We start from the raw sequence: 21,346 nt of genomic DNA on the forward strand, positions 1-21,346 counted from the left end.
GGGCACCTAGTATCGCCGAAACACTAAAACGAAGGGAGTAGCCAACGCACTTGAATACCCGCGCATAACAATAAGAACCGTTGTTTCGACCCCTCTTCAAGTTCGAACAGCCCCACCGCCGAATATGATCGGTTCGTTATAGACGGGCCGGGGTCCTTATTGCCTGAACAACTTCGGAACTTATTGTCCCTGCGCGTGAAACCGACTGTTCACTCGACAACAAAGAGGATAATGAGTGATGAGATCCACGTTGCACGGCATCATCAAACCGCCTTACCTGCTGACCCTCCTGAGTTGCATGATCGGCAACGCCATGGCCGTCGATTTCCAGTTCGGCGACCTCGAAGGCCAGCTCGATTCCTCGCTGTCCATCGGCACCAGCCTCTCCACCGCCAACCCCGACCCGAAACAGCTGCAGAGCGCCACCGGCGATGACGGCCGGCGCAACTTCCGTTCCGGCGATGCCTTCTCCGGCATCTTCAAGGGCAGCCACGACCTGGAGCTGCGCCACGGCGACGCCGGCCTCTTCCTGCGCGGCAGCTACTGGTACGACACCGTGCTGCGCGACCAGGACCAGCGCTTCAAGAACGTCGAGGACGACAACCGCAAGCGCTCGGCGAAGACCGCCGGCGCCGAGCTGCTCGACGCCTTCCTCTACTACAACTACGCCATCGCCGAGCAGCCGGGTTCCGCACGGCTCGGCAAGCAGGTGGTGAACTGGGGCGAGAGCACCTTCATCCAGGGCGGCCTGAACGTGATCAACCCCTTCAACCTCTCGGCGCTGCGCCGTCCGGGTTCCGAGGTGAAGGAAGGCCTGGTGCCGGTGAACATGTTCTACGTCTCGCAGAACCTCACCGATTCCCTCTCCGGCGACTTCTTCTACCAGCTCGACTGGGAACAGACCCAGCTGGACAACTGCGGCACCTTCTTCTCCAGCAACGACTTCCTCGCCGACGGCTGCAACGGCCTCGACGTCGGCGCCAACCTCACCGGCAACGCGTCGGCGGTGGCCGGCCTGACGCCCTTCGGCGTGAACCTCACCGGGGAAGGCATCCGCATCCCCCGGGCCCAGGACCAGGACGCCCGCAACAGCGGCCAGTGGGGCCTGTCCCTGCGCTGGTTCGCCGCCGCCCTGGACACCGAGTTCGGCGCCTACCTCGCCAACTACCACAGCCGCCTGCCCTACATGGGCACCGTCAGCAGCGCCTACTTCACCAACACCGCCTTCGCGCCGCAGCTGTGCGCCAACCTCGGCGTGCCGCTGGCCAACTGCGCGGCCTTCCTCGCCGGCAATACCGGGCAGACGCTGGCCGGCGCGCTGCGCATGGGCACCTCGCACTACACCGCGCAATACCCGGAGGACATCCGCCTCTACGGCCTGTCGTTCTCCACCAACCTGGCCACCGGCACCGCGCTGCAGGGCGAGATCAGCTACCGGCCGAACATGCCGATCCAGCTCAACGGCACCGACATCATCCAGTCGCTGCTCAACAACGCCTCGCGCTCGCCACTGATCGCCGACGGCACCCGCGCGGCGCAGAACGGCGTGCTGTTCGACGGCTACCGGCGCAAGGAAGTGACCCAGGCCCAGGTCACCGCCACCCACTCCTTCGCCCAGGTAATGGGGGCGGACCAGCTGGTGCTGGTGGGCGAAGCCGGCGCTACCTGGGTCGGCGGCCTGGAAGGCACCTACGGCCCGCGCTACGGCCGCAGCGGCACCTTCGGCAGCGGCGTGCTGGCCAACAACGCCGTGTGCCTGTCGACCTCGCGCACGCCACAGCACTGCAACGACAAGGGCTTCCTCACGCGCTTCTCGTGGGGCTACCGGATGCGCGCGGCGCTGAGCTACCCCAACGCGGTGGCCGGCATCGACCTGCGCCCCAACCTGTCCTGGCAGCACGACGTGGACGGCAACGGCCCCGGCGAGGGCTCGGCCTTCAGCGAAGGTTCCAAGGCCATCAGCGTCGGCCTCGATGCCTCGCTGAACAACACCTACAACGCCAGCCTGGCGTACACCGACTACATCGACGGCGACTACGGCACACGCGGCGACCGCGACTACGTGTCCATCAGCGTCGGTGTCAACTTCTAAGCGGAGTCCAGCATGAAACCCACCCACTGCCTGACCCATGGCGGCGCCCTGCTCTGCGCCTTCCTCCTGGCCGGCCACACCGGCGCCGCCGTCACGGCCGAAGAAGCGGCCCGCCTGCAGGGCGAGCTCACCCCCATCGGCGCCGAACGCGGCGCCAGCGCCGACGGCCGCATCCCCGCGTGGGACGGCGCCACCGTCAACCCGCCGCTGGCGAGCAACGGCACGCCCAGCGACCCCTACGCCGGCGAGAAGCCGCTGTTCACCATCGATGCCGGCAACTACACCCAGTACCAGGACCAGCTCAGCCCCGGGCAGATCGCCCTGCTCAAGCATTTCCCCGAGAGCTTCCGCCTGCCGGTCTACCCCACCCACCGCTCGGTGCCGGTGAGCGATGCCGTGCGCGACGCCGCCGCGCGCAACGCCACCCACGCGCACCTGGTGAACAACGGCAACGGCATCGAGGATTTCGCCGGCGTGATCGCCTTCCCCCTCCCCAAGGACGGCCTGGAGGTCCTGTGGAACCACATCACGCGCAACCGCAACCGCAGCTTCAGCGTCGTCTCCGACAGCGCCGCCCCCCAGAAGGACGGTGCCTACACGGTGATGACCACCCAGCAGTACTTCACCCGGCGTGACGCGATCACGGGCCTCGCGCCGGACCAGGCGCGCAACATCCTCTACTACTACAGCCACAAGCTCACCGCGCCCTCGCGCATGGTCGGCGAGGTGGTGCTGGTGCACGAGACCCTCGACCAGGTGGCCGAGCCGCGCCTGTCCTGGGTCTACAGCGCCGGCCAGCGCCGCGTGCGCCGCGCGCCGAGCATCGCCTACGACACCGCCGGCCCCACCACCGCCGGCCTGCGCACCGCCGACAGCCGCGACATGTTCAACGGCGCGCCGGACCGCTACGACTGGAAGCTGGTGGGCAAGAAGACCCTCTACGTGCCGTACAACGCCTACCGCCTGGCCTCGCCCGAGGTGCCCTACGACACGCTGATCCGGCCGGGGCACGTCAACCCGGACGCCACCCGCTACGAACTGCACCGCGTGTGGGAGGTGGTCGCCACCCTCAAGCCGGGCCAGCGCCACATCTACAGCAAGCGCCACTACTTCATCGACGAGGACACCTGGGCCATCCTCGAGGCCGACCACTACGACAGCCGTGGCGAGCTGTGGCGGGTCGGCGAGGCCCACGGTTTCTACCACCCCAGCGGGCAGTCGGTGGTGGCCGCGATGGAGGTGACCTACGACCTCAACAACGGCCGCTACCTCGCCTCGGGGCTGACCGGCGAACAGCGCAAGCCGTTCGACTTCAGCTACCAGGCCAGCGCCTCCGACTACTCGCCGGGCGCGTTGCGCAGCAAGGGCCTGCGCTGATCCCACCCACGCCGCCGGCCCCCGGGCGCGGCGGCTCCACCGTGCAGGCCACCATGAACGAACCACGCTCCCGCCAGCCCCTGTCGCACGCACTACTGGGCGGCGACGAACCCGACCCGCGCTTCACCCTCGCCAACGAGCGCACCTTTCTCGCCTGGGTCCGCACCGCCCTCGCCCTGCTGGGCGGCGGCATCGCCGTGGAGACCTTCGCCGGGCACGCCTTCGAGCCCCGCCTGCGCCTGGTCATCACCCTCGGCCTGCTGTCGCTGAGCCTCCTCGTCAGCCTGGGCGCCTGCCTGCGCTGGCTGGCGGTGGAGCGCGCCCTGCGTCATCGCCGCGCCCTGCCCCTGCCGGCCCTGGTGCCGGCGCTGGCACTCGGCTGCTGCGTGGCGGCGCTGATCCTGGCCGGGCTGTTCTGGCCGCGCTGGCATGCGTGAAACCCAGGCCGAACGCACCGAACTCGCCTGGCGCCGCACCCAGCTCTCGCTGCTGGTGATCGCCTGCCTGGCCCTGCGCGGCGCAGAACCGACGCTGGCCCTGCTCGCCCTCGGCAGCGCCACCGCCCTCTGGCTCGGCCAGCGCCCGCGCTACCGCCACGGCCTCGCCATGCTCCGCGACGAACGCGGCCAACCCCGCACCACCGCCGTGTTCGGCACCGGCCTGGCGATGGTGGCGATGACGCTGCTGGCGATGGTGAAGGCCGCGATCACGGGCTGACCCGCATCCCCAGGCTGAAGCCCGGGCTACGCAGGCGGATGCGATGGCCAGTAACCGGACCGCGGAGCGTGCACCTGGAGCTCGCCGGAAGCAGCGTGCGGTGGTCTCGAGAACGGCGCTTTCAAGGCCATTCTGGATGCCTGGAACGCCCACCGCATGGGTTTCGCTTCGCTCTACGCCATCCTACGAAAGCCGCCAGCCCCAGCGTTCACCCGGTGGTGATGCGCACATCAACGTGAAGTATTGAGCATCGATGTTGGGGCGGCCGCCAGACGCCCCTTCAGGAGGCCGAGCGCAATCGTCGTTTCAGGGGTTGAGCGACATGGATGTCGCGAAAGGCGTACCGGGCCATGGATGGCCTGTTACGCCGGGCCCCTGAAACGATGATGGAGCGAGGGAACCCGACGTAGTCGGGCCGGATGCAGGGGCGGGCGCTTTTGGTTACTTTTCTGTGGTTCGGCATCCCGACGCTTGAGAAAAGTGACTCGCCCGGGGGGGGGGGGCGAAACAGAAACCATCAGCAAAACTCGCTAATCGGCTTGGCCATAAACCTTCCAGCAACACTTAGCGCAGACGACACCAAAGAATTCACTCCTGCGTGTTTCCCCAATGCGCAAACACCCTGCCCACCGGCCCGGCGGGCAGGGCGCGCGGTTCAGGGGGTGACGAGGTTGAACTGCGGGTTGGGCTCGTCCAGCCCGCCGAGCAGCCGCAGCAGCTTGATCCGTCCCTGGTCGATCTCGATGCCGCCGATCATCGACTCCTTGAGGAAGCCCGTCTCCTTGAGGGCGATGCGGTCGAGCAGCGCCTTGGTCATGCTCAGGCTGACGTCCGGCTTGGCGTGGCGCGCGCCGTTGCGGTGGGTGAGCACGCCGTTGCGCAGGGTCAGGGCGTAGTCCTCGCCCAGGTCGCTGAAGCGCCAGTTGATCAGCAGGTCCTCGTCGGCCGCCTTCATCGCGTCGATGCGCACCGCCAGGTAGTCGAAGAACAGGCTCGGGGTCAGCGCACGGATCATGTCCGGCGCGCTGTTGCGCGCCTTGGCCCGGGCCACGCCCTGGCGCAGTTCCAGCGCGCCGCTGAGGTAGACATTGCGCCAGGTGGCGTTCTCGCTCTGGTAGCCGAGCTGTTCCAGGGTGTCGGCCTGCAGCTCGCGCGCCGCCTGGTTGTCCGGTTCGGCGAAGACCAGGTGGTTGAGCAGTTGCGCCGCCCAGCGGTAGTCGCCGCCTTCGACCGCCTTGCGGGCGAAGGCCAGCACCGCGTCAGGGCCGCCCATGGCCTCGACGTAGCGCTTGCCCGCCTCTTCCGGCGGCAGCGGGTCGAGGTTGGCCGGGTTGCCGTCGTAGAAGCCCATGTAGCGCTGGTACACGGCGCGCACGTTGTGGCTGAGGGAGCCGTAGTAGTCGCGGCTGTACCACTTGCCGGCCAGGCGCGGCGGCAGGGTGGCGAGCTTTGCGGCGATCTCGGTGGGCGTCAGCCCCTGGTTGATCAGGCGCAGCGTCTGGCTGTCGAGGAAGGCGTACATGTCGCGCTGGTCGGCCAGGTACTCGCGGATGCGCGCGCCGCCCCAGGTCGGCCAGTGGTGCTGGGCGAACAGCACCTCGGCCTTGTCGCCGTAGCGCACCAGGGCATCGTCCAGGTACTGCGCCCAGACCTTGGCGTCGCGCACCAGGGCGCCGCGCAGGGTCAGCACGTTGTGCTGGGTGTGGGTGGCGTTCTCGGCCATGCACAGGGTCTTGAACTGCGGGAAGTACAGGTTCATCTCGGCCGGCGCCTCGGTGCCGGGGGTGAGCTGGAATTCGATCTCCACGCCGTCGACGGTGCGGGTCTCCAGCGCCTGGCCGATGACCTCGCTGGGGGCGATCAGGGTCACCGTGGCGTTGCTCGGCGTGCCCTTGCCCAGGCCCGCGTCCACCTGGCCCCGCTCGCCACGTGGCAGCAGCGAGCCGTACATGTACTGCGCCCGGCGCATCATCGCCGGGCCGGCCAGCACGTTCTCGCTGACCGCGTGCTCGAAGAAGCCGTCCGGGGCGATCACCCGCACCTTGCCGGCCTTCACGTCGGCCTCGTCTATCACCCCGCGCACGCCGCCGAAGTGGTCGACGTGAGCGTGGCTGTAGATCACCGCCACCACCGGCTTGCGCGGGCGGTGCCTGTAGTACAGCTCCAGGCCGGCGCGGGCGGTCTCGGCGCTGATCAGCGGGTCGATGAGGATCAGCCCGCTGTCGCCCTCGATGACGGTCATGTTCGACAGGTCCATCCCCCGCACCTGGTAGATGCGCTCGCCGACCTGGAACAGCCCGGCGATGTTGTTCAGCTGGGCGATGCGCCACAGGCTGGGGTTGACGCTGGCCGGCGCGGCGTTGCCATCGAGGAAGTCGTAGGCCTGGCGGTTCCAAACCTCGCGGCCCTCGGCGTTGGCGATGACGCCCTCGAAGGGCTCCAGCAGGCCGCGCCGGGCGTCGTCGAAATCGGCGGTGTCGGAGAACGGCAGGCGCTGCAGCCAGGCCTGGTTCAGCTCGGCGGTGATGGCCGTGGCGGGCTTGCCGGGGGCGACGGAGTCGGCGTGCACGGTGCCGCAGGACAGGAGCGCCAGGGCGATGGCGCTGAGACGGGAAATGGGCATGAAGGGGCTCTTTCTGGTCTTGTTGGAATGAGCGACCGCAACGGACGCCGCCCGACTGTAGGGAGCACGGCGCGCGCCGACCAATACCAGAGGCGCATGCCCCCCATGCCGCACCGCGATGGCCCGCAATGCACGACGCCTCCCGAAGGAGGCGCCGTGGTCAGGCCCTGGCGGATCAGCGCAGGTCGAAGCGGTCGAGGTTCATCACCTTGGTCCAGGCCGCGACGAAGTCCCTGACGAACTTGTCCCCGGCATCGGCGCTGGCATACACCTCGGCGATGGCGCGCAGCTGCGCGTGGGAGCCGAACACCAGGTCGACGCGGGTGCCGGTCCACTTCAGCTCGCCGGTCTTGCGGTCGCGCCCCTCGTAGCTGTTAGCCGAGGCCGGCTTCCACTCCACGCTCATGTCCAGCAGGTGGGTGAAGAAGTCGTTGGTCAGGGTTTCCGGCCGCTGGGTGAACACGCCGTGCCGGCTCTGCCCGGCGTTGGCGCCGAGCACGCGCAGGCCACCGACCAGCACGGTCATCTCCGGCGCGGTGAGGGTCAGCAGTTGCGCCTTGTCCACCAGCAGCTCCTCGGCGGAAACGCTGTAGCGCCCCTTGAGGTAGTTGCGGAAGCCATCGGCGATGGGCTCGAGGAAGCCGAAGGACTCGACGTCGGTCTGCTCCTGGGAGGCGTCCATGCGCCCCGGCGCGAACGGCACGGTGATGCTGTGCCCGGCGTTCTTTGCCGCCAGCTCGACGCCGGCGCCACCGGCCAGGACGATCAGGTCGGCCAGGGAGATCTTCTTGCCACCGGCCTGGGCGGCGTTGAACTCCGCCTGGATACTTTCGAGGACGGCCAGCACGTTCTTCAACTGCTCCGGCTGGTTGGCTTCCCACGAGCGCTGAGGCTCCAGGCGCAGGCGCCCGCCGTTGGCGCCGCCACGCTTGTCCGAACCGCGGAAGGAGGACGCGGCGGCCCAGGCGGTGGACACCAGTTGCGACACCGAGAGCCCCGAGCCGAGCACCTTGGCCTTGAGCGCGGCGACGTCGGCATCGTCCACCAGCGGGTGGTCGACGGCCGGGATCGGGTCCTGCCACAGCAGTTCCTCGGCGGGCAGCTCCGGGCCCAGGTAGCGGGCCATGGGGCCCATGTCGCGGTGGATCAGCTTGTACCAGGCGCGGGCGAAGGCATCGGCGAGCTGGTCCGGGTTGGCCAGGAAGCGCCGCGAGATCTGCTCGTAGGCCGGGTCGAAGCGCAACGCCAGGTCGGAGGTGAGCATCGAGGGCGCGCGGCGCTTGGCCGGGTCGTGGGCGTCGGGGATCTTGCCGTCGCCGGCGCCCCCCTTGGGCCGCCACTGGTGAGCACCGGCCGGGCTCCTGGTCAGCTCCCACTCGTAGCCGAAGAGGTTCTCCAGGTACTCGTTGCTCCAGCGCGTGGGCGTCGAGGTCCAGGTCACCTCCAGGCCGCTGGTGATGGTGTCGCCGCCCTTGCCGCTGCCGAAGGCGTTCCTCCAGCCCAGGCCCTGCTCCTCCAGGCCGGCCGCTTCGGGCTCGGGCCCGACGTTGTCGGCCGGGCCGGCGCCGTGGGTCTTGCCGAAGGCGTGGCCGCCGGCGATCAGCGCCACGGTCTCCTCGTCGTTCATCGCCATGCGGCCGAAGGTCTCGCGGATGTCCCGCGCAGAGGCCACCGGGTCCGGGTTGCCTTCGGGGCCTTCCGGGTTCACGTAGATCAGGCCCATCTGCACGGCGGCCAGGGGGTTCTCCAGGTTGCGCTGGCCCTGGGCGGTGCGGCTCTCTTCCTGGCCGTGCTTCCCGGGCTCGGCCACCAGGGTGCCGTCACCCGGCTCCTGCACCGCCTTGGTGTTGCCGTAGCGCTCGTCACCGCCCAGCCAGACGGTCTCGGTGCCCCAGTAGACGTCCTCGTCCGGCTCCCACACATCGGGGCGGCCACCGGAGAAGCCGAAGGTCTTGAAGCCCATGGACTCCAGCGCGACGTTGCCGGTGAGCACGATCAGGTCGGCCCAGGACAGGTTGCGCCCGTACTTCTGCTTGATCGGCCAGATGAGCCGGCGCGCCTTGTCCAGGCTGACGTTGTCCGGCCAGCTGTTGAGCGGGGCGAAGCGTTGCTGGCCGGTGCCCGCGCCGCCACGGCCATCACCGGTGCGGTAGGTGCCGGCGCTGTGCCAGGCCATGCGCACGAACAGCGGGCCGTAGTGGCCGAAGTCGGCGGGCCACCAGTCCTGGGAATCGGTCATCAGCGCGTGCAGGTCGCGCTTCACCGCCTGGAAGTCGAGGCTCTTGAAGGCCTTGGCGTAGTCGAAGTCCGGGTCCATCGGATCGGACAGGGAGGAATGCTGGTGGAGGATCTTCAGGTTCAGTTGCTTCGGCCACCAGTCACGGTTGCTGGTGCCGCCGCCAGCGGCATGGTTGAACGGGCATTTCGATTCGGTCGACATCTGGATCCACCTCGGGTCGCGTGTGCCCCTCTGCCCGGAGGGGTCGGAACGGGCGCGCCGGCCACCGCCTGCGGAGCGGCGGTCGACGGGTCGCCACGGCTCCACGGATGCACGGCACAGCGATGTTCCAACAGCGGGCAGCAGGGCTCTGTTGTTATCCCTTCATCAGGTTTGGCGCGGGACCGAGCCCAACGCTAGAGCAAGACTAGACCTCCATTGGAGGAGGTCTAATAGAGGCAGCGTTGGGGGTCGATAGTCTGGCTCTTTCAGCCGTCCCGCCCGTGAAGTCGGGCCTTGGGCCGGGCGCCGACGAACGGCCACCGGCATGCCGATGGTGGGCCGTCCCGGTGCCGGCAAATTGTACCGTTGTGCGGTTTTTCGCGACGCGCCCTTCAGGCCGCCCCGCTGCCCGCCCGTTGCGTGAGTCGCCCCCCCGCGCGCGCCTTCAGGGCCAGCGACAGATCCAGGAGCAGCGCCAGGACGATGGCGCCCAGGGCGACGGCGAACAGCGCCGGGTACTGGCCGCCGCTCGCCGAGAACAGCATCGAATAGCCATAGCCGGCCAGTGCCTGGAAGGTGGCGAAGGACACCGTCGCGCGGCTCCAGGTGGCGGTCTGCCGAGGGTGGTCGGCCACCAGCTGGTGCACCCGCGCCAGGGCCAGCGGCACGATGCCCGGCGGGAAGGAGCCGATCAGCAGCGCCGCCCCTGCCAGCACGCGCAGATCGCCGGACTCCAGCAGCACGCCGAGGGCGACGGCCTGCACCGCCAGCACCAGGCGGATGGCCCTGCGCGCGCCCAGGTGGTCGGCGAGGAAGCCGTACACCACCGGGCCGAGCGTCGCACCCAGGCCGTACAGCGTCCACAGCAGCGCCCCGGCGTGGTGGCCGGCCCCCAGGCTGCGGCTCACGTAGTCCACCAGGAACATCATCGGCGCCACCAGGCCGACCGCCATCAGCGCGTACTGCGCGAACAGCAGGTGGACACCGCCTGCGCCACCGGGTGCGGGCGACGGCGCCGCGTCGGCCAGGTGCACCCCCTCGCGCGGCCAGGCCCACCAGCTGGACAGCGTCAGCAACGCCGCCACCGCGCCGAGCCCGACCCAGGCCTGGCGCAGGCCGGAGGACAGCAGCAGCGGCACCAGGGTCCCGGAGCCGGCGATGCCCAGGCCCAGGCCGAGAAAGATCGCGCCCCCCGCCAGGCCCCGGCGCTGCGGCGGCACCCGCGGCAGGATGGTGCTGGCGGCCAGCACCATGATCACGCCACCGGAAATGCCGGAGAACAGCCGCCAGGCGAAGAACCAGCCCAGTGACAAGGGCACCGCGCAGGCGAAGAACGACAGGGTCACCAGCAGCATCATCGCGCGCAGCACGGCAGGGCTGGAGAAGCGCCGGGCCAGCGGCCGGCCGGCCAGGGCACCGACCAGATAGCCCGCGAGGTTCGCCGCGCCGAGGTAGAACACCGCCGAGGCGGAGAACCAGTGCGCCTCGATCAGCGAAGGCACCAGCGGTGTGTAGGCGAAGCGGGCGAGCCCGATGCCCACCAGGCTGGCGCACATGCCCGCCCAGATGGGCAACCAGGGCGAGCGGCGGGAGGATGCGTGAGACGGGGCGGAATCCATGATGACCTCTCAGGTGACGGAGTCGCGATGAGAGGAGGATAAGCGCGTGGAAAGATGAAATAATGCAGCGTTTTTAAACCGCTGCAATGCATTTTTGCATCACACAGGAGCCCCGGATGAACTGGGACGACGCCCGCATATTCCTCGCCCTGTGCCGCGAACAGACGTTGCGCGGCGCCGCCCGCGCGCTGGTGGTCGACCAGGCCACCGTCGGCCGCCGGCTCGCCTCGCTGGAACAGTCCCTGGGCGCCACGCTGTTCCTGCGCACCTCCGCAGGCTACGCCCTGACCGCCGCCGGTGAGGTGGCGATGGCCGCCGCCCTGGACATGGAAGCCTCGGCCGCCGACCTGCAGCGGCGCATCCTCGGCATGGACGACCGCCTGGCCGGCGTGGTGCGGGTCACCACCACCGAGTCCTTCGCCGCCGACTTCATCATTCCGGCCATGGCGCGCATGCGCCTGGAGCACCCGAACATCGAAGTGCAGCTGCAGGCCTCGACGCAGATGCTCAACCTGACCAAGCGCGAAGCGGACATCGCCGTGCGCAACCAGAAGCCGGACAACCCCGACCTGGTGGTGCGCCGGGTGGCACGCTGGAGCGCGGGCCTGTTCGCCACGGCGGGCTACCTGCAGGCACGCGGCACCCCCGAGCCGGGAGCGGCCTTCGCCGGCCACGACCTGGTGCTCTACCAGCCCTACCTGGACAGCGGCAAGGACGTGACCCTGGCGTCCGAGCCCATCAGCCACGGCCGCATCGCCATCACCTGCACCTCGGGCCTGATGGTGCGCCATGCCGTCGCCAGCGGCCTGGGGCTGGGCGAGATTCCCCTGCCGCTCGGCGCGCGCGATGGGTTGGTGCGGGTGTGGGAAGAGCGCGAGATCCGTCCCTACGACGTCTGGCTGGTGACGCACAAGGACGTGCGCCACACCGCGCGGGTGCGGGTGGTGATCGACGCCATCGCCGAGGCCTTCGCCACGGTGACGGCCTGAAGCCCAGAGGGCCGGCCACCCTTGCGGGCGGCCGGCGCCAGGGTCACTGCGCGAGGAACGCCAGCAGGTCCTCGTTCAACTGCTGCGCGTGGGTCACGGCGAAGCCATGGGGGGCGCCTGCGTAGACCTTGAGCACCGCGCCGGGGATCGACTCCGCCGCCAGTTTGCCGGTGGCCTCCAGCGGCACGATCTGGTCGTCGTCGCCGTGGATCACCAGGGTCGGCACGTCGACCTTGGCCAGGTCGCCGCGGAAGTCGGTGCCGGCGAAGGCGGTCACGCAATCGAGGGTGCCCTTGAGCGAGGCCAGCAGGGCGATGTTCAGGGTCTGGGTGAGCACGCCCTGGGAAACCTGCTGGCCGTGGTTGATGCCGTAGAACGGCGCGGCGAAGTCGGCGATGAACTGCGCGCGGTCCTTCAACAGGCCGTCCTTGATGCCGTCGAACACGGCCCGCTCGACACCCAGCGGATGGTCGGCGGTCTTGCCGAAGATCGGCGTCACCGCGCCCAGCAGCGCCAGCCTGGCGACCCGCCCGGTGCCGTGGCGGCCGATGTAGCGGCTGACGTCGCCGCCGCCCATGGAGAAGCCCACCAGGGTCACCTCGTGCAGGTCCAGGTGCTCGATCAGCTGGGCGATGTCGTCGGCGAAGGTGTCGTAGTCGTAGCCGTTCCACGGCTGGCTCGAACGACCGAAGCCACGGCGGTCGAAGGCGATGGTGCGGTAGCCGCGGCTGCTCAGGTACTGCATCTGGTATTCCCACATGTCGGCATCCAGCGGCCAACCGTGGCTGAACAGCACGGGCTTGCCGCTGCCCCAGTCCTTGTAATAGATCTCGGTGCCGTCACGGGTCACGAACGTTGTCATGCAAACCTCCAGTTGAGCGTGGGTTGGAATCGTCATCGATGGGTGTCGACGAGCCGCGCGCAGCCGTCGAGGCCACCACTATCCACCGCCATCGGACAGCGGGATTGCACGCTTGTGCTGCACTCGCCACGCCCCTGAGAAGCTGCCTTCCGGGCAGGCACCAACGGCGCTGCAACGCGCATTTCAGCGCGCAGTACAGCTCAGCACACCGGTGCAATATCGGCACCGGCGGCTTTGCCATAGTGGTTCGAGCTTCGCCGGTGTCCGCCGGCGATCATCGCCGTATCGCCATCCACGAGGAGACCTCCATGGCCACCGCTTCCGCCGTTCCGGGCAAGACCCTGCTCAACCCGCTGGACCACACCCTGATCCTCATCGACCACCAGTCGCAGATGTCCTTCGCCACCAAATCCATCGACGCGGTGACCCTGCGCAACAACGCCGCCCTGGTGTCCAAGGCCGCCCGGGAATTCGGCGTCGCCACCCTCCTCACCACCGTTGCCGAGAAGAGCTTCTCCGGCCCGATCTTCGACGAGATCAAATCCGTGTTCCCCGAGCACGAGGTGATCGACCGCACCACCATGAACACCTGGGAAGACCCGCGCATCGCCGTGGAAGTGAACCGCCTGGGCAAGGACAAGATCGTCCTCGCCGGCCTCTGGACCTCCGTCTGCATCGTCGGCCCGGCCCTCTCCGCGCTGGACCAGGGCTTCGAGGTCTACGTCATCGCCGACGCCTGCGGCGACGTCTCCGACGAAGCCCACGAGATGGCCCTGCAACGCATGATCCAGCTCGGCGCCCGCCCCATGACCTCGCTGCAGTACCTGCTCGAACTGCAACGCGACTGGGCCCGTGGCGAAACCTACGACCAGACCGTGAAGACCTCCATCGAACACGGCGGCGCCTACGGCCTCGGCCTGATCTACGCCAAGACCATGTTCAACGCCTCCGAAGGCCACTGACGCCCCCGGGGGGCGGCGCTGCCGCTCCCCGCCTCCGCCACGGAGGACACCAGGTGACATACCCCCACGAACCCTCACCGGCCTCCTGCTGCTGGCCGGCAGCCCCGTGCACGCCGACACCACGCCGCCGACGGGTCGCTGCTGGCACGCAACTACCGGCCGGACAACGAATTCCGCTCCACCTCGCCCTCCGGACAGGCCTACCGCCGCGAATGGGCACAGTGTGTGGTCGCCAGCTGGAGTCGTCCCTCACCGCCCCGCAACGCGGCGCCTACAACCTCTTCGAACCCGCCATCTGCCTCGCCCACGTCACCCAGCGCGCCAACGACGCCCAGGGCGGCGCCGACACCGACCGCCTCTACCTGATCATCGAATACACGCTGGGCGGCAGGTTCTGAACCGCAGCACACGAATCACCGCCACGAAGCCGCCGTGCCAGCTCATGGCCACGCCCGCTGTTGAGGATGAAGGGCGCTTTTTCCTCCACCAGCGGGGCTCGACATGACTCCGAACGGTGGACCGATGGAGCGTGGTCCACCCCCACATCCCGGGTCGCTACGGGGTGGCCGGTGGAGGCGCATCGCGATTGAATTCGCTCCTGCGGGGCAAGCCACTCAGCACTCCTGTACAAGGAGCCGCCCCGACACCTGTGATTGACTGCTCCATGGCCGCCCGAGCCGGGCCGGCCGGTCACACGAACCACACGCACAGGCATGAGCATGATCCGTCTAGGCAACGCATGGGTGTCGCTGGAGCGGCGCGAGGCCTTCCACGAGGATGCCCCGGTCCGCCTCGGCAGCCGCGCATTCGATGTCCTCGAGGCGCTGCTGGCGGCGCCCAACCGATTGGTCACCAAGGACGAGTTGATCCGCACCATCTGGCCGGACACCGTGGTCGAGGAGAACAACCTGCAAGTGCACGTCTCCACCCTGCGCAAGGTCCTGGGGCTGGACCGCCAGATGCTCGAGACCATCCCCGGGCGGGGCTACCGCCTGAACCTGGCGCAGATCACCCGCATACCGGTGGGCACCGAAGCCAACAGCGCCGATGCCTACGAGCGCGGCAGCGACCTGCCGCCGGTCCAGGTCCATGTAGTGGACGACGAACCCGCCGTGCGCGCGGCCCTGGTACGCCAGCTTCGTTCCGCCGGCATCAGCGCCGTCGGCCATGAGTCGGCCGAAGCCTTCCTCGGCCACTGCGACTTCGCCCTGCCGGGCTGCCTGCTGCTGGATGTGCGCCTGAGCCAGGGCAGTGGTTTCGACCTGCAGGCCGAGCTGATCCGTCGCGAGGCGCCGCTGCCCATCGTCTTCATGACCGGCTTCGGCACCATCGACATGTCGGTGCGGGCGATCAAGGCCGGCGCGGAGGGCTTCCTGACCAAGCCCTTCGATGAACGGCAGTTGCTCTGCAACGTGCACGAGGCGATGCGCCAGGCGGCCGCGCGGCACGCCGAAAGCCGTCGCCTGGCCGCCGTGCGCCAGCGCTACGCGGAGCTGACGCCCCGCGAGCAGGAGGTGTTCCTGCTGCTCCTGGAAGGGTGCATGAACAAGCAGATCGCGGTGCGACTGGGGCTTCAGGAAGTGACGGTCAAGGTGCACAAAAAGCACATCATGACAAAACTGGGCACACGCACGCTGGTGGACCTGCTGCTGGTGGGTAAGATGCTCGGCAGGCTTCCCGAGCCGCATCAACGCAGCGATCCGCAGGCTTGAAAGGGCCCGCTGACATGCTGTCGGTGGCCACCCCTTCCTCCCACCGTCCAAGGCCCAGCATGCGCGTCGTGTGTGTGATCGACGACGACCCTTCAGTCCGCAAGGGCGTCGCCAACCTCCTCAAATCCGAGGGTTACAGTCCGGTCTGCTTCCAGTCCGGCGAGAGCTTCCTCGCCTCCCCTTGGAAGGAGCAGGCCGACTGCGTGCTGCTCGACCTGTGCATGCCGGGCCTGCAGGGCCAGGACGTGCAGCGCAGCCTCAACGCCCGGGGCAGCAGGGTGCCGGTGATCTGCATGTCGGCCCGCGCCAGCGAACAGGCCATCAGCCTCGCGCGACAACAGGGCGCAGTGGGTTTCATCGCCAAGCCCTTCACCGCCGAGGTGCTCCTGGCGGCCATCGGCGATGCGCTGCAGGGGCGCCCGTGACGCCGCCACCGCGCGCCGCCATCGTCCGCCAGGGCAGAGCCGACGACCTGCTTGCCTTCGACGAGGAGCGGGTGGCCGGGGCGCGCTGGGAGCGTATCGACGAGCACGATTGCCTGACCCGCTGGCGCCTGCATGACGCCACCTCGCAGCGGCGCTGGCTGCTGGTCGGCGCCGGCCCTTCCGCCTGCGCCAGGGAGCAGGCCCGGCTGGACCGCGAATACGCCATGGCGCCCTGCCTGGACGCCGCCTGGGCCGTGCCGCCGCTGGCCCTGCTGACGACGCCGCGCGGCCCGGCGCTGCTGCTCGACGACCAGGACGGCCGCCCGCTGTCCGGCCTGATCATGGGGGCGCTCTCGGTGGAGCGCTTCCTGCGCCTGGCGGTCGCCGCCACCAGTGCCCTGGCCCAGGCGCACCGGCGCGGGCTCGTGCACCGCGACATCCGCCCGGAGAACCTCATCCTCGGCAGCAACGGTGAAATCCGCCTCACCGGCTTCGCCTTCGCCGTACTGGGCGAAGGCTGCCCGGACGCCACCCTGCACAGCGCCGACAGCGGCCTCGCCTACCTCGCCCCGGAGCAGGCCGGCCGCACCGACGCCCCCGCGTCCCAACGCAGCGACCTCTATGCCCTGGGCGTGACCTTCTACCGGTTGCTCACCGGCCACCTGCCCTTCAATGCCAGCGACCCCATGCAGTGGCTGCACCTGCACGTCGCCGTCCCCGCTCCCGCCATCGCCCGCTGGCGACCCGGGCTGCCCGCCGCCCTGGAAGACCTGGTGGCCTGGCTGCTGCACAAGCAACCGGAGAAACGCCCCGAATCGGCCCTGGCGCTGGAAGCCGAGCTGCGCCGCTTCCTCAACGAATGGCGCGAGCTGGGCAGCATCGGCCGCTCCGACGCACAGCGCGACAGCTCTCCCGGCCGCCGCCCGGGCACGCCCCTGGTGGGCCGCGAGTTTGAACTGGAGGCCCTGCGCGAAGCCGTGCAGCGCCTGCAGCGAGGCTGTGGCGGCGCGCTGCTGATCGAGGGCGAGCCCGGCATCGGCAAGACCACCCTGGTGCGCCACCTGTGGCGCAACCTGCCGGCTGACACCCTGCTGTTCGCCAACGGCAAGTGCGAGCAGGCCCGGCACAACCTGCCCTACGCGGTGCTCGCCTCGGCGCTGTCCTCGCTGTTCGCCCGACTGGTGGGCGAGTCACCGCAAGACGCTAAGCGCTGGGGCCAGCGCCTGCGCGATGCGGTGGGTGAGCAAGGCGACCTGGTCGCCCGCGTCGTGCCGGAGCTGGAATGGCTGACCGGCCCCCTCGGCAGTGCCGGCGCGCCACCGGTGAGCGAGGCGCGGCGTCACCTGCACGGCACCCTCCATCGCCTGCTGGGACTCATCGCCCGAGCCGAACACCCGCTGATCCTGTTCCTCGACGACGTGCAGTGGATCGACCAGGAGAGCCTGTCCTTCCTCGAAGAACTCGGTCCCACGCTTTTCAACCACCTGCTGCTGATCGCCGCCTACCGCGACGAGGCGCTCGGCGAAGGCTCCCGGCTGCCGGCCTTCGTCGAGCGTTGCCGCGCCCTCGGCGGCCGTACCCTGGAGATGCGCCTGCGCCCCCTGGCGGCCAACGAGATCGCCACCCTGCTCTCCAGCGAGCTGGACCTGCACCCCGCCGAGCGATCGTTGCTGGCCGGGCGTCTCAGTCAGCGCGGCAACGGCAACCCGCTATTCGTGGCACAGACCATCGCCGTGTTGCGCGAAAGCAGCGAACGGCCCGAAGCGCTGCCGGCGCTGTTCGACGATGTCGCCGCGATGATGCGCTCGCGCCTGGAGCGCCTGCCCGAACGCACCCGTCGCGCCCTCGGCCGCCTGGCGCTGCTCGGCAACCACACACCCCTGGCGGAACTGGCGCTGGTCAGCGGCACCGACGTGCCGCAGCTGCTCAACCTGCTGCGCCCGGCGTTCAAGGCAGGACTGGTGGGCGAATACCAGGACGGCCTCGCCTTCACCCACGACGCGGTCTGGGAGTCCGCCCGCGCGCAACTGCCCGAAGCCACCCGCCAGGCGATGCACCTGGCGTTCGCCCAGGCACTGCTCGATGCCCTGCCCGCCGACGCCCTGCCCGAGGCCGTGTTCCGCGTCGCCACCCAGGTGCTGGCCACCAGCGGCGAGACCCTGGACGCCTCCCGCCGCCTGGACTTCATCGAACTGCTGATGCACGCCGCTCGGCTGGCCAAGGCCTCCGCCGCCGCCTCCACCGCCCTCGCCTACCTGCATCACGCGGCGGCGCTGCTGCAGATGCAGGTGCCGCACCACGAATCCCTCGGCCGCGCCGTTGAGCTGCTCTATGCCCAGTGCCTGATCCTCAGCGCCGACTACCCGGCGGCGGAAACCTTCATCGGTGCACTGCTGGCCAGGACCGACAGCCATGCCGAGCGCTGCGAGCTGCACAAGCTCAAGTGCGAGATCAGCTCCCTGCGCGGCGACTACGCCGGCGCCGTGCTCACCGCCATCGACGGCCTCGCCTCCCTCGGCTTCGAGCTGCCCCGGGACCCCGGCGACGAGGAGACCGAGCAGGCCTGGCGACGCGTGGAGCGCGCATTGGCGGCGCACTCGCCGGAGGCCCTCGACCGCCTGCCCATAGTGCGCGCCCCCCAGCTGCTGGCAACCCTGGAACTGCTTGCCAGCATCGTCATTCCCGGCTCGTTCATCCACCCCAACCTGATGCTGCTGAGCACCTGCCGCGTGCTCGAACTCTGCCTGCAGCACGGCATGAGCGCCGCAGCGGTGCACGCCCTGGCCTGGCTCGGCGTGAGCATCGCCCAGCGCTACGAAGCCTACCGCGAAGGCTTCGAATTCACCGCCCTGGCTCGACGCCTGGCCGACCAGGAATGTTATGGCTCCGCGCGCATCTCGGCGCTGGTGGCCCTGGACCAGGTCAGCGCCTGGACCCGGCCCCTGCCCTTCGCCCTGGAATGCGCCGAGACCGCCTACCGCCGGAGCCTGGCCCAGGGCACCCCGAGCTTCGCCTGCTACGCCAACACCCACGTGGTGTCCGACCTGCTGGTGCTGGGCGCCCCCATCGAGCGCATGCTGCGGCAGATCGACTCCGGCCTGGAGCTGGCACGCAACCTGGAATTCGTCGACGCGCAGAACATCCTCTACACCCAGGCCCTGTACATCCGTCGCCTGGCCGGCGAGGTGGGTACGCCCATACCCATCCCCGCACCGCAGGCCATCGCCGAGCGCGTCGCCCAGAGCAGCATGGCGCCGCTGCATTTCTGGTGGCAGCTGTTCGAAGGCCTGTTCCACTTCCTCGAAGGCGCTTTCGAGCGGGCCGCCGGCCACCTGGACCAGGCATGGTCGCTGACCTGGGCGGCGCCGGTGCACATCCACCAGATCGACCTCGCGCTGTTCACCGTACTCAACCGCGCCGCGCTGCAGACACGTAGCGGCGTGGCCCAGGACTTCGAGCACCCCCTGGGCCGCCTGCGCCTGTGGGCCGGCAGCAACCCGCGCTATTTCGCCGACCGCCTGGCCCTGGCCGAAGCCGAGGTGTTGCGCATAGAGGGTCACGACATGGCCGCGCTGCAGCACTACGAAGACGCCATCGCCAAGGCCACCCAGTGCGGTGCCATCCATATCCGTGGCCTCGCCCACGAGCTTGAGGCTCGCCACCTCGCCGCCCTCGGCCTGGAGTTCGGCGCCCAGACCCACCTGCGCCTGGCGCGCGATGCCTGGCGCCGCTGGGGTGCGAAGAAGCTCGCCGACCAATTGGAGGCGCAACATGCCTTCCTCCGCGAGCAACCCGCCGCACCGCCGCAGGGCGTCGCGCTGCAGGCCATGCAGCATCTGGACATGGTCGCCATCACCCGCGCCTGCCAGGCGCTGTCGCGGGAGATCGAGCCGGACGCGCTGATCAAGACACTGCTGGCCAACACCGCCATGCACGCAGGCGCCACTTACACCGCCCTGCTGCTGGCCGATGACGGGGTGCTGAGGGTCGAGGCCAGCGGCCTGGCCGATGCCGGTGGCATCGACATACGCCTGCGGGCCAACCCCACCGCCACCGAAGCCGCGCCCCTGAGCCTGGTGGCCCACGTGATGCGCAATCACGAATCGCTGGTGCTCGACGGCACCGAGGCGCTGCGCCGCTTCGAGGACGACCCCTACCTGCTGCGCCTGGAATCCGCCTCGGTGGCCTGCGTGCCGCTGCTCAAGCAGAACGAGACCATCGGCGTGCTCTACCTCGAGAACACCCTGACGCCAGGCGCATTCGAACCGGCGCGGGTTGGCGTGCTGGAACTGCTCGCGGCGCAGGCGGCCATCTCCCTGAGCAATGCACGCCTGTACACCGACCTGCTGGCGGAAAACCGCAGGCGACGCCTCGGCGAGGACACCCTGCGCCGCACCCAGGCGCTGATGGCCATCGGTCAGGCGGTGAGCCGCTACAGCACCTTCGTCTGGCGTCCCGCCGAGGAGTGCTCGCCCTGGACGCGGCACCTGGTGGCGGAGCTGGGGCTGGCGCTGCCAGGCACCGGCGACCCGATGCACGACCCGAGCCTGCTGGTGCACCCTGACGACCGCCTGCGCTTCCATGCCACCCTCGCCGCCGCCGTCGCGCAGCACGAGGCCTTCCGCCTGGAGTTCCGCACCGTCGAGCTGGACGGCGGCCCGCGTTACCTGGAGCTGGCCGGCGAGCCCGACGACGGCGCCGAGACCTTCATCGGCGTCATTTCCGACATCACCGAGCGGCGCCGCACCGAGACCGACCTGCGAACCGCGCGCAGCGAACTGGAGCGCACCGCCCAAGCCACCGTGCTCGGCGAACTGGCCGCCTCCATCGCCCACGAGATCAACCAGCCGCTGGCCTCGATCCTGTCCAACGCCGGTGCCAGCATCCGCTGGCTGGAGCGCGCGCAACCGCAGATCGACGACGCCCTGGAAGGCATCCGCGACATCCTCGCCGAGGGCCAGCGCGCAGCGGGCATCGTCACCGCCATGCGCGCCCTCGCCCGCCAGGCACCGCCCGCTCGCGCCCCCGTGCGGGTGGACGAGGTGATCCGCTCCGTGCTCGCCATCACCCAGGCGGACATCCACGACAAGCACGTCAGCGTGACCCTGGCGCTGGCCCGCGACGCCTGCGCCCAAGGGGACGCGGTGCAGCTGCAGCAGGTCATGCACAACCTGATCACCAATGCCGTGGAAGCCATGCAGGCCCTGCCACCCGGCGAGCGGCGGCTGACCATCGCCTCGCAGGCGGTGGGCGGGGACATACTGGTGACGGTGGAGGACACCGGCCCCGGCATCGCCACCGAAGACCAGGCACGGGTCTTCCAGGCCTTCTACAGCACCAAGGCGAGCGGAATGGGCATGGGCCTGGCGATCTGCTCCTCCATCGTCGCCGCCCACGGCGGGACGCTGCGCGCCACCCAGGGGCGCCATGGAGAGAGCCTGTTCTTCTTCATCCTGCCCGCGCTCGGCCAGGCTGAAGAGCGCATTCAGGACGTTTAAGGCTCCCCAAAGGACTCGACGGCAGCGAAG

Annotated in this window: 14 protein-coding genes; 10 read left to right on the forward strand and 4 right to left on the reverse strand. The window is 69.4% G+C overall.

Annotated elements, in window-relative coordinates:
• Positions 1-238 precede the first annotated feature (238 nt).
• The 4 genes from PHLH3_RS17570 to PHLH3_RS17585 are packed head-to-tail and all read left to right on the forward strand — an operon-like array spanning position 239 to position 4,186.
• Complete coding sequence (locus PHLH3_RS17570) at positions 239-2,092, forward strand: DUF1302 domain-containing protein (protein ID WP_213625148.1); 1,854 nt, start codon at positions 239-241, stop codon at positions 2,090-2,092.
• A 12-nt stretch (positions 2,093-2,104) separates the two neighbouring features.
• On the forward strand, positions 2,105-3,469 hold the full coding sequence (locus PHLH3_RS17575) for a DUF1329 domain-containing protein (RefSeq protein WP_213625149.1): 1,365 nt from the start codon (positions 2,105-2,107) through the stop codon (positions 3,467-3,469).
• 53 nt (positions 3,470-3,522) lie between these two features.
• The gene (locus PHLH3_RS17580; RefSeq protein WP_213625150.1) at positions 3,523-3,906 is read left to right on the forward strand and encodes a DUF202 domain-containing protein; all 384 of its coding nucleotides are present in this window, start codon (positions 3,523-3,525) and stop codon (positions 3,904-3,906) included.
• Positions 3,899-4,186, forward strand: coding sequence for a DUF202 domain-containing protein (locus PHLH3_RS17585; protein WP_213625151.1), 288 nt, complete (start codon positions 3,899-3,901; stop codon positions 4,184-4,186). The genes PHLH3_RS17580 and PHLH3_RS17585 overlap by 8 nt, the downstream gene beginning before the upstream one ends.
• A gap of 655 nt (positions 4,187-4,841) precedes the next feature.
• Here the strand turns inward: PHLH3_RS17585 and PHLH3_RS17590 are convergent.
• The 3 genes from PHLH3_RS17590 to PHLH3_RS17600 form a co-directional block, all read right to left on the reverse strand.
• A complete protein-coding gene (locus PHLH3_RS17590) occupies positions 4,842-6,809 on the reverse strand; it encodes an alkyl sulfatase dimerization domain-containing protein (RefSeq protein ID WP_213625152.1) in 1,968 nt (655 codons plus the stop codon).
• A 175-nt stretch (positions 6,810-6,984) separates the two neighbouring features.
• Positions 6,985-9,249: a catalase/peroxidase HPI gene (gene katG / locus PHLH3_RS17595; protein WP_213625153.1), complete on the reverse strand. Its 2,265-nt coding sequence runs from the start codon at positions 9,247-9,249 to the stop codon at positions 6,985-6,987.
• Between the two features lie 392 nt (positions 9,250-9,641).
• Positions 9,642-10,868 carry a YbfB/YjiJ family MFS transporter gene (locus tag PHLH3_RS17600; protein ID WP_213625154.1) on the reverse strand — a complete coding sequence of 409 codons (1,227 nt, stop codon included), beginning with the start codon at positions 10,866-10,868 and terminating at the stop codon, positions 9,642-9,644.
• Between the two features lie 116 nt (positions 10,869-10,984).
• Between PHLH3_RS17600 and PHLH3_RS17605 the strand changes: the two genes are divergently transcribed.
• On the forward strand, positions 10,985-11,857 hold the full coding sequence (locus PHLH3_RS17605) for a LysR family transcriptional regulator (RefSeq protein ID WP_213625155.1): 873 nt from the start codon (positions 10,985-10,987) through the stop codon (positions 11,855-11,857).
• Positions 11,858-11,900: 43 nt separating this feature from the next.
• Here the strand turns inward: PHLH3_RS17605 and PHLH3_RS17610 are convergent, their stop codons facing one another.
• Entirely contained in the window at positions 11,901-12,719 is an 819-nt protein-coding gene (locus PHLH3_RS17610) for an alpha/beta hydrolase (RefSeq protein ID WP_213625156.1), read from the reverse strand.
• 308 nt (positions 12,720-13,027) lie between these two features.
• On the opposite strand from PHLH3_RS17610, the gene PHLH3_RS17615 reads away from it, so the two are divergent.
• The 5 genes from PHLH3_RS17615 (at position 13,028) to PHLH3_RS17635 (ending at position 21,316) form a co-directional block, all read left to right on the forward strand.
• The gene (locus PHLH3_RS17615; RefSeq protein ID WP_213625157.1) at positions 13,028-13,681 is read left to right on the forward strand and encodes a hydrolase; all 654 of its coding nucleotides are present in this window, start codon (positions 13,028-13,030) and stop codon (positions 13,679-13,681) included.
• 212 nt (positions 13,682-13,893) lie between these two features.
• Positions 13,894-14,079: a hypothetical protein gene (locus PHLH3_RS17620; RefSeq protein ID WP_213625158.1), complete on the forward strand. Its 186-nt coding sequence runs from the start codon at positions 13,894-13,896 to the stop codon at positions 14,077-14,079.
• 321 nt (positions 14,080-14,400) lie between these two features.
• The gene (locus PHLH3_RS17625; RefSeq protein ID WP_213625159.1) at positions 14,401-15,393 is read left to right on the forward strand and encodes a response regulator; all 993 of its coding nucleotides are present in this window, start codon (positions 14,401-14,403) and stop codon (positions 15,391-15,393) included.
• Positions 15,394-15,452: 59 nt separating this feature from the next.
• Entirely contained in the window at positions 15,453-15,818 is a 366-nt protein-coding gene (locus PHLH3_RS17630) for a response regulator (RefSeq protein WP_337057969.1), read from the forward strand.
• Positions 15,815-21,316 carry an ATP-binding sensor histidine kinase gene (locus PHLH3_RS17635; protein WP_213625160.1) on the forward strand — a complete coding sequence of 1,834 codons (5,502 nt, stop codon included), beginning with the start codon at positions 15,815-15,817 and terminating at the stop codon, positions 21,314-21,316. Before PHLH3_RS17630 ends, PHLH3_RS17635 begins: the two co-directional genes overlap by 4 nt.
• The last annotated feature ends 30 nt before the right edge of the window (positions 21,317-21,346 follow it).

The organism is Pseudomonas sp. Pc102 (genome assembly GCF_018408275.1).
GTDB classification, from domain to species: domain Bacteria; phylum Pseudomonadota; class Gammaproteobacteria; order Pseudomonadales; family Pseudomonadaceae; genus Metapseudomonas; species Metapseudomonas tohonis.

Coding starts and splice junctions, on each gene's coding strand:
- PHLH3_RS17570 (WP_213625148.1), top strand. CDS start 239: ATGAGATCCACGTTGCACGGCATCATCAAACCGCCTTACCTGCTGACC.
- PHLH3_RS17575 (WP_213625149.1), top strand. CDS start 2,105: ATGAAACCCACCCACTGCCTGACCCATGGCGGCGCCCTGCTCTGCGCC.
- PHLH3_RS17580 (WP_213625150.1), top strand. CDS start 3,523: ATGAACGAACCACGCTCCCGCCAGCCCCTGTCGCACGCACTACTGGGC.
- PHLH3_RS17585 (WP_213625151.1), top strand. CDS start 3,899: ATGCGTGAAACCCAGGCCGAACGCACCGAACTCGCCTGGCGCCGCACC.
- PHLH3_RS17590 (WP_213625152.1), bottom strand. CDS start 6,809: ATGCCCATTTCCCGTCTCAGCGCCATCGCCCTGGCGCTCCTGTCCTGC.
- katG (WP_213625153.1), bottom strand. CDS start 9,249: ATGTCGACCGAATCGAAATGCCCGTTCAACCATGCCGCTGGCGGCGGC.
- PHLH3_RS17600 (WP_213625154.1), bottom strand. CDS start 10,868: ATGGATTCCGCCCCGTCTCACGCATCCTCCCGCCGCTCGCCCTGGTTG.
- PHLH3_RS17605 (WP_213625155.1), top strand. CDS start 10,985: ATGAACTGGGACGACGCCCGCATATTCCTCGCCCTGTGCCGCGAACAG.
- PHLH3_RS17610 (WP_213625156.1), bottom strand. CDS start 12,719: ATGACAACGTTCGTGACCCGTGACGGCACCGAGATCTATTACAAGGAC.
- PHLH3_RS17615 (WP_213625157.1), top strand. CDS start 13,028: ATGGCCACCGCTTCCGCCGTTCCGGGCAAGACCCTGCTCAACCCGCTG.
- PHLH3_RS17620 (WP_213625158.1), top strand. CDS start 13,894: ATGGGCACAGTGTGTGGTCGCCAGCTGGAGTCGTCCCTCACCGCCCCG.
- PHLH3_RS17625 (WP_213625159.1), top strand. CDS start 14,401: ATGATCCGTCTAGGCAACGCATGGGTGTCGCTGGAGCGGCGCGAGGCC.
- PHLH3_RS17630 (WP_337057969.1), top strand. CDS start 15,453: ATGCGCGTCGTGTGTGTGATCGACGACGACCCTTCAGTCCGCAAGGGC.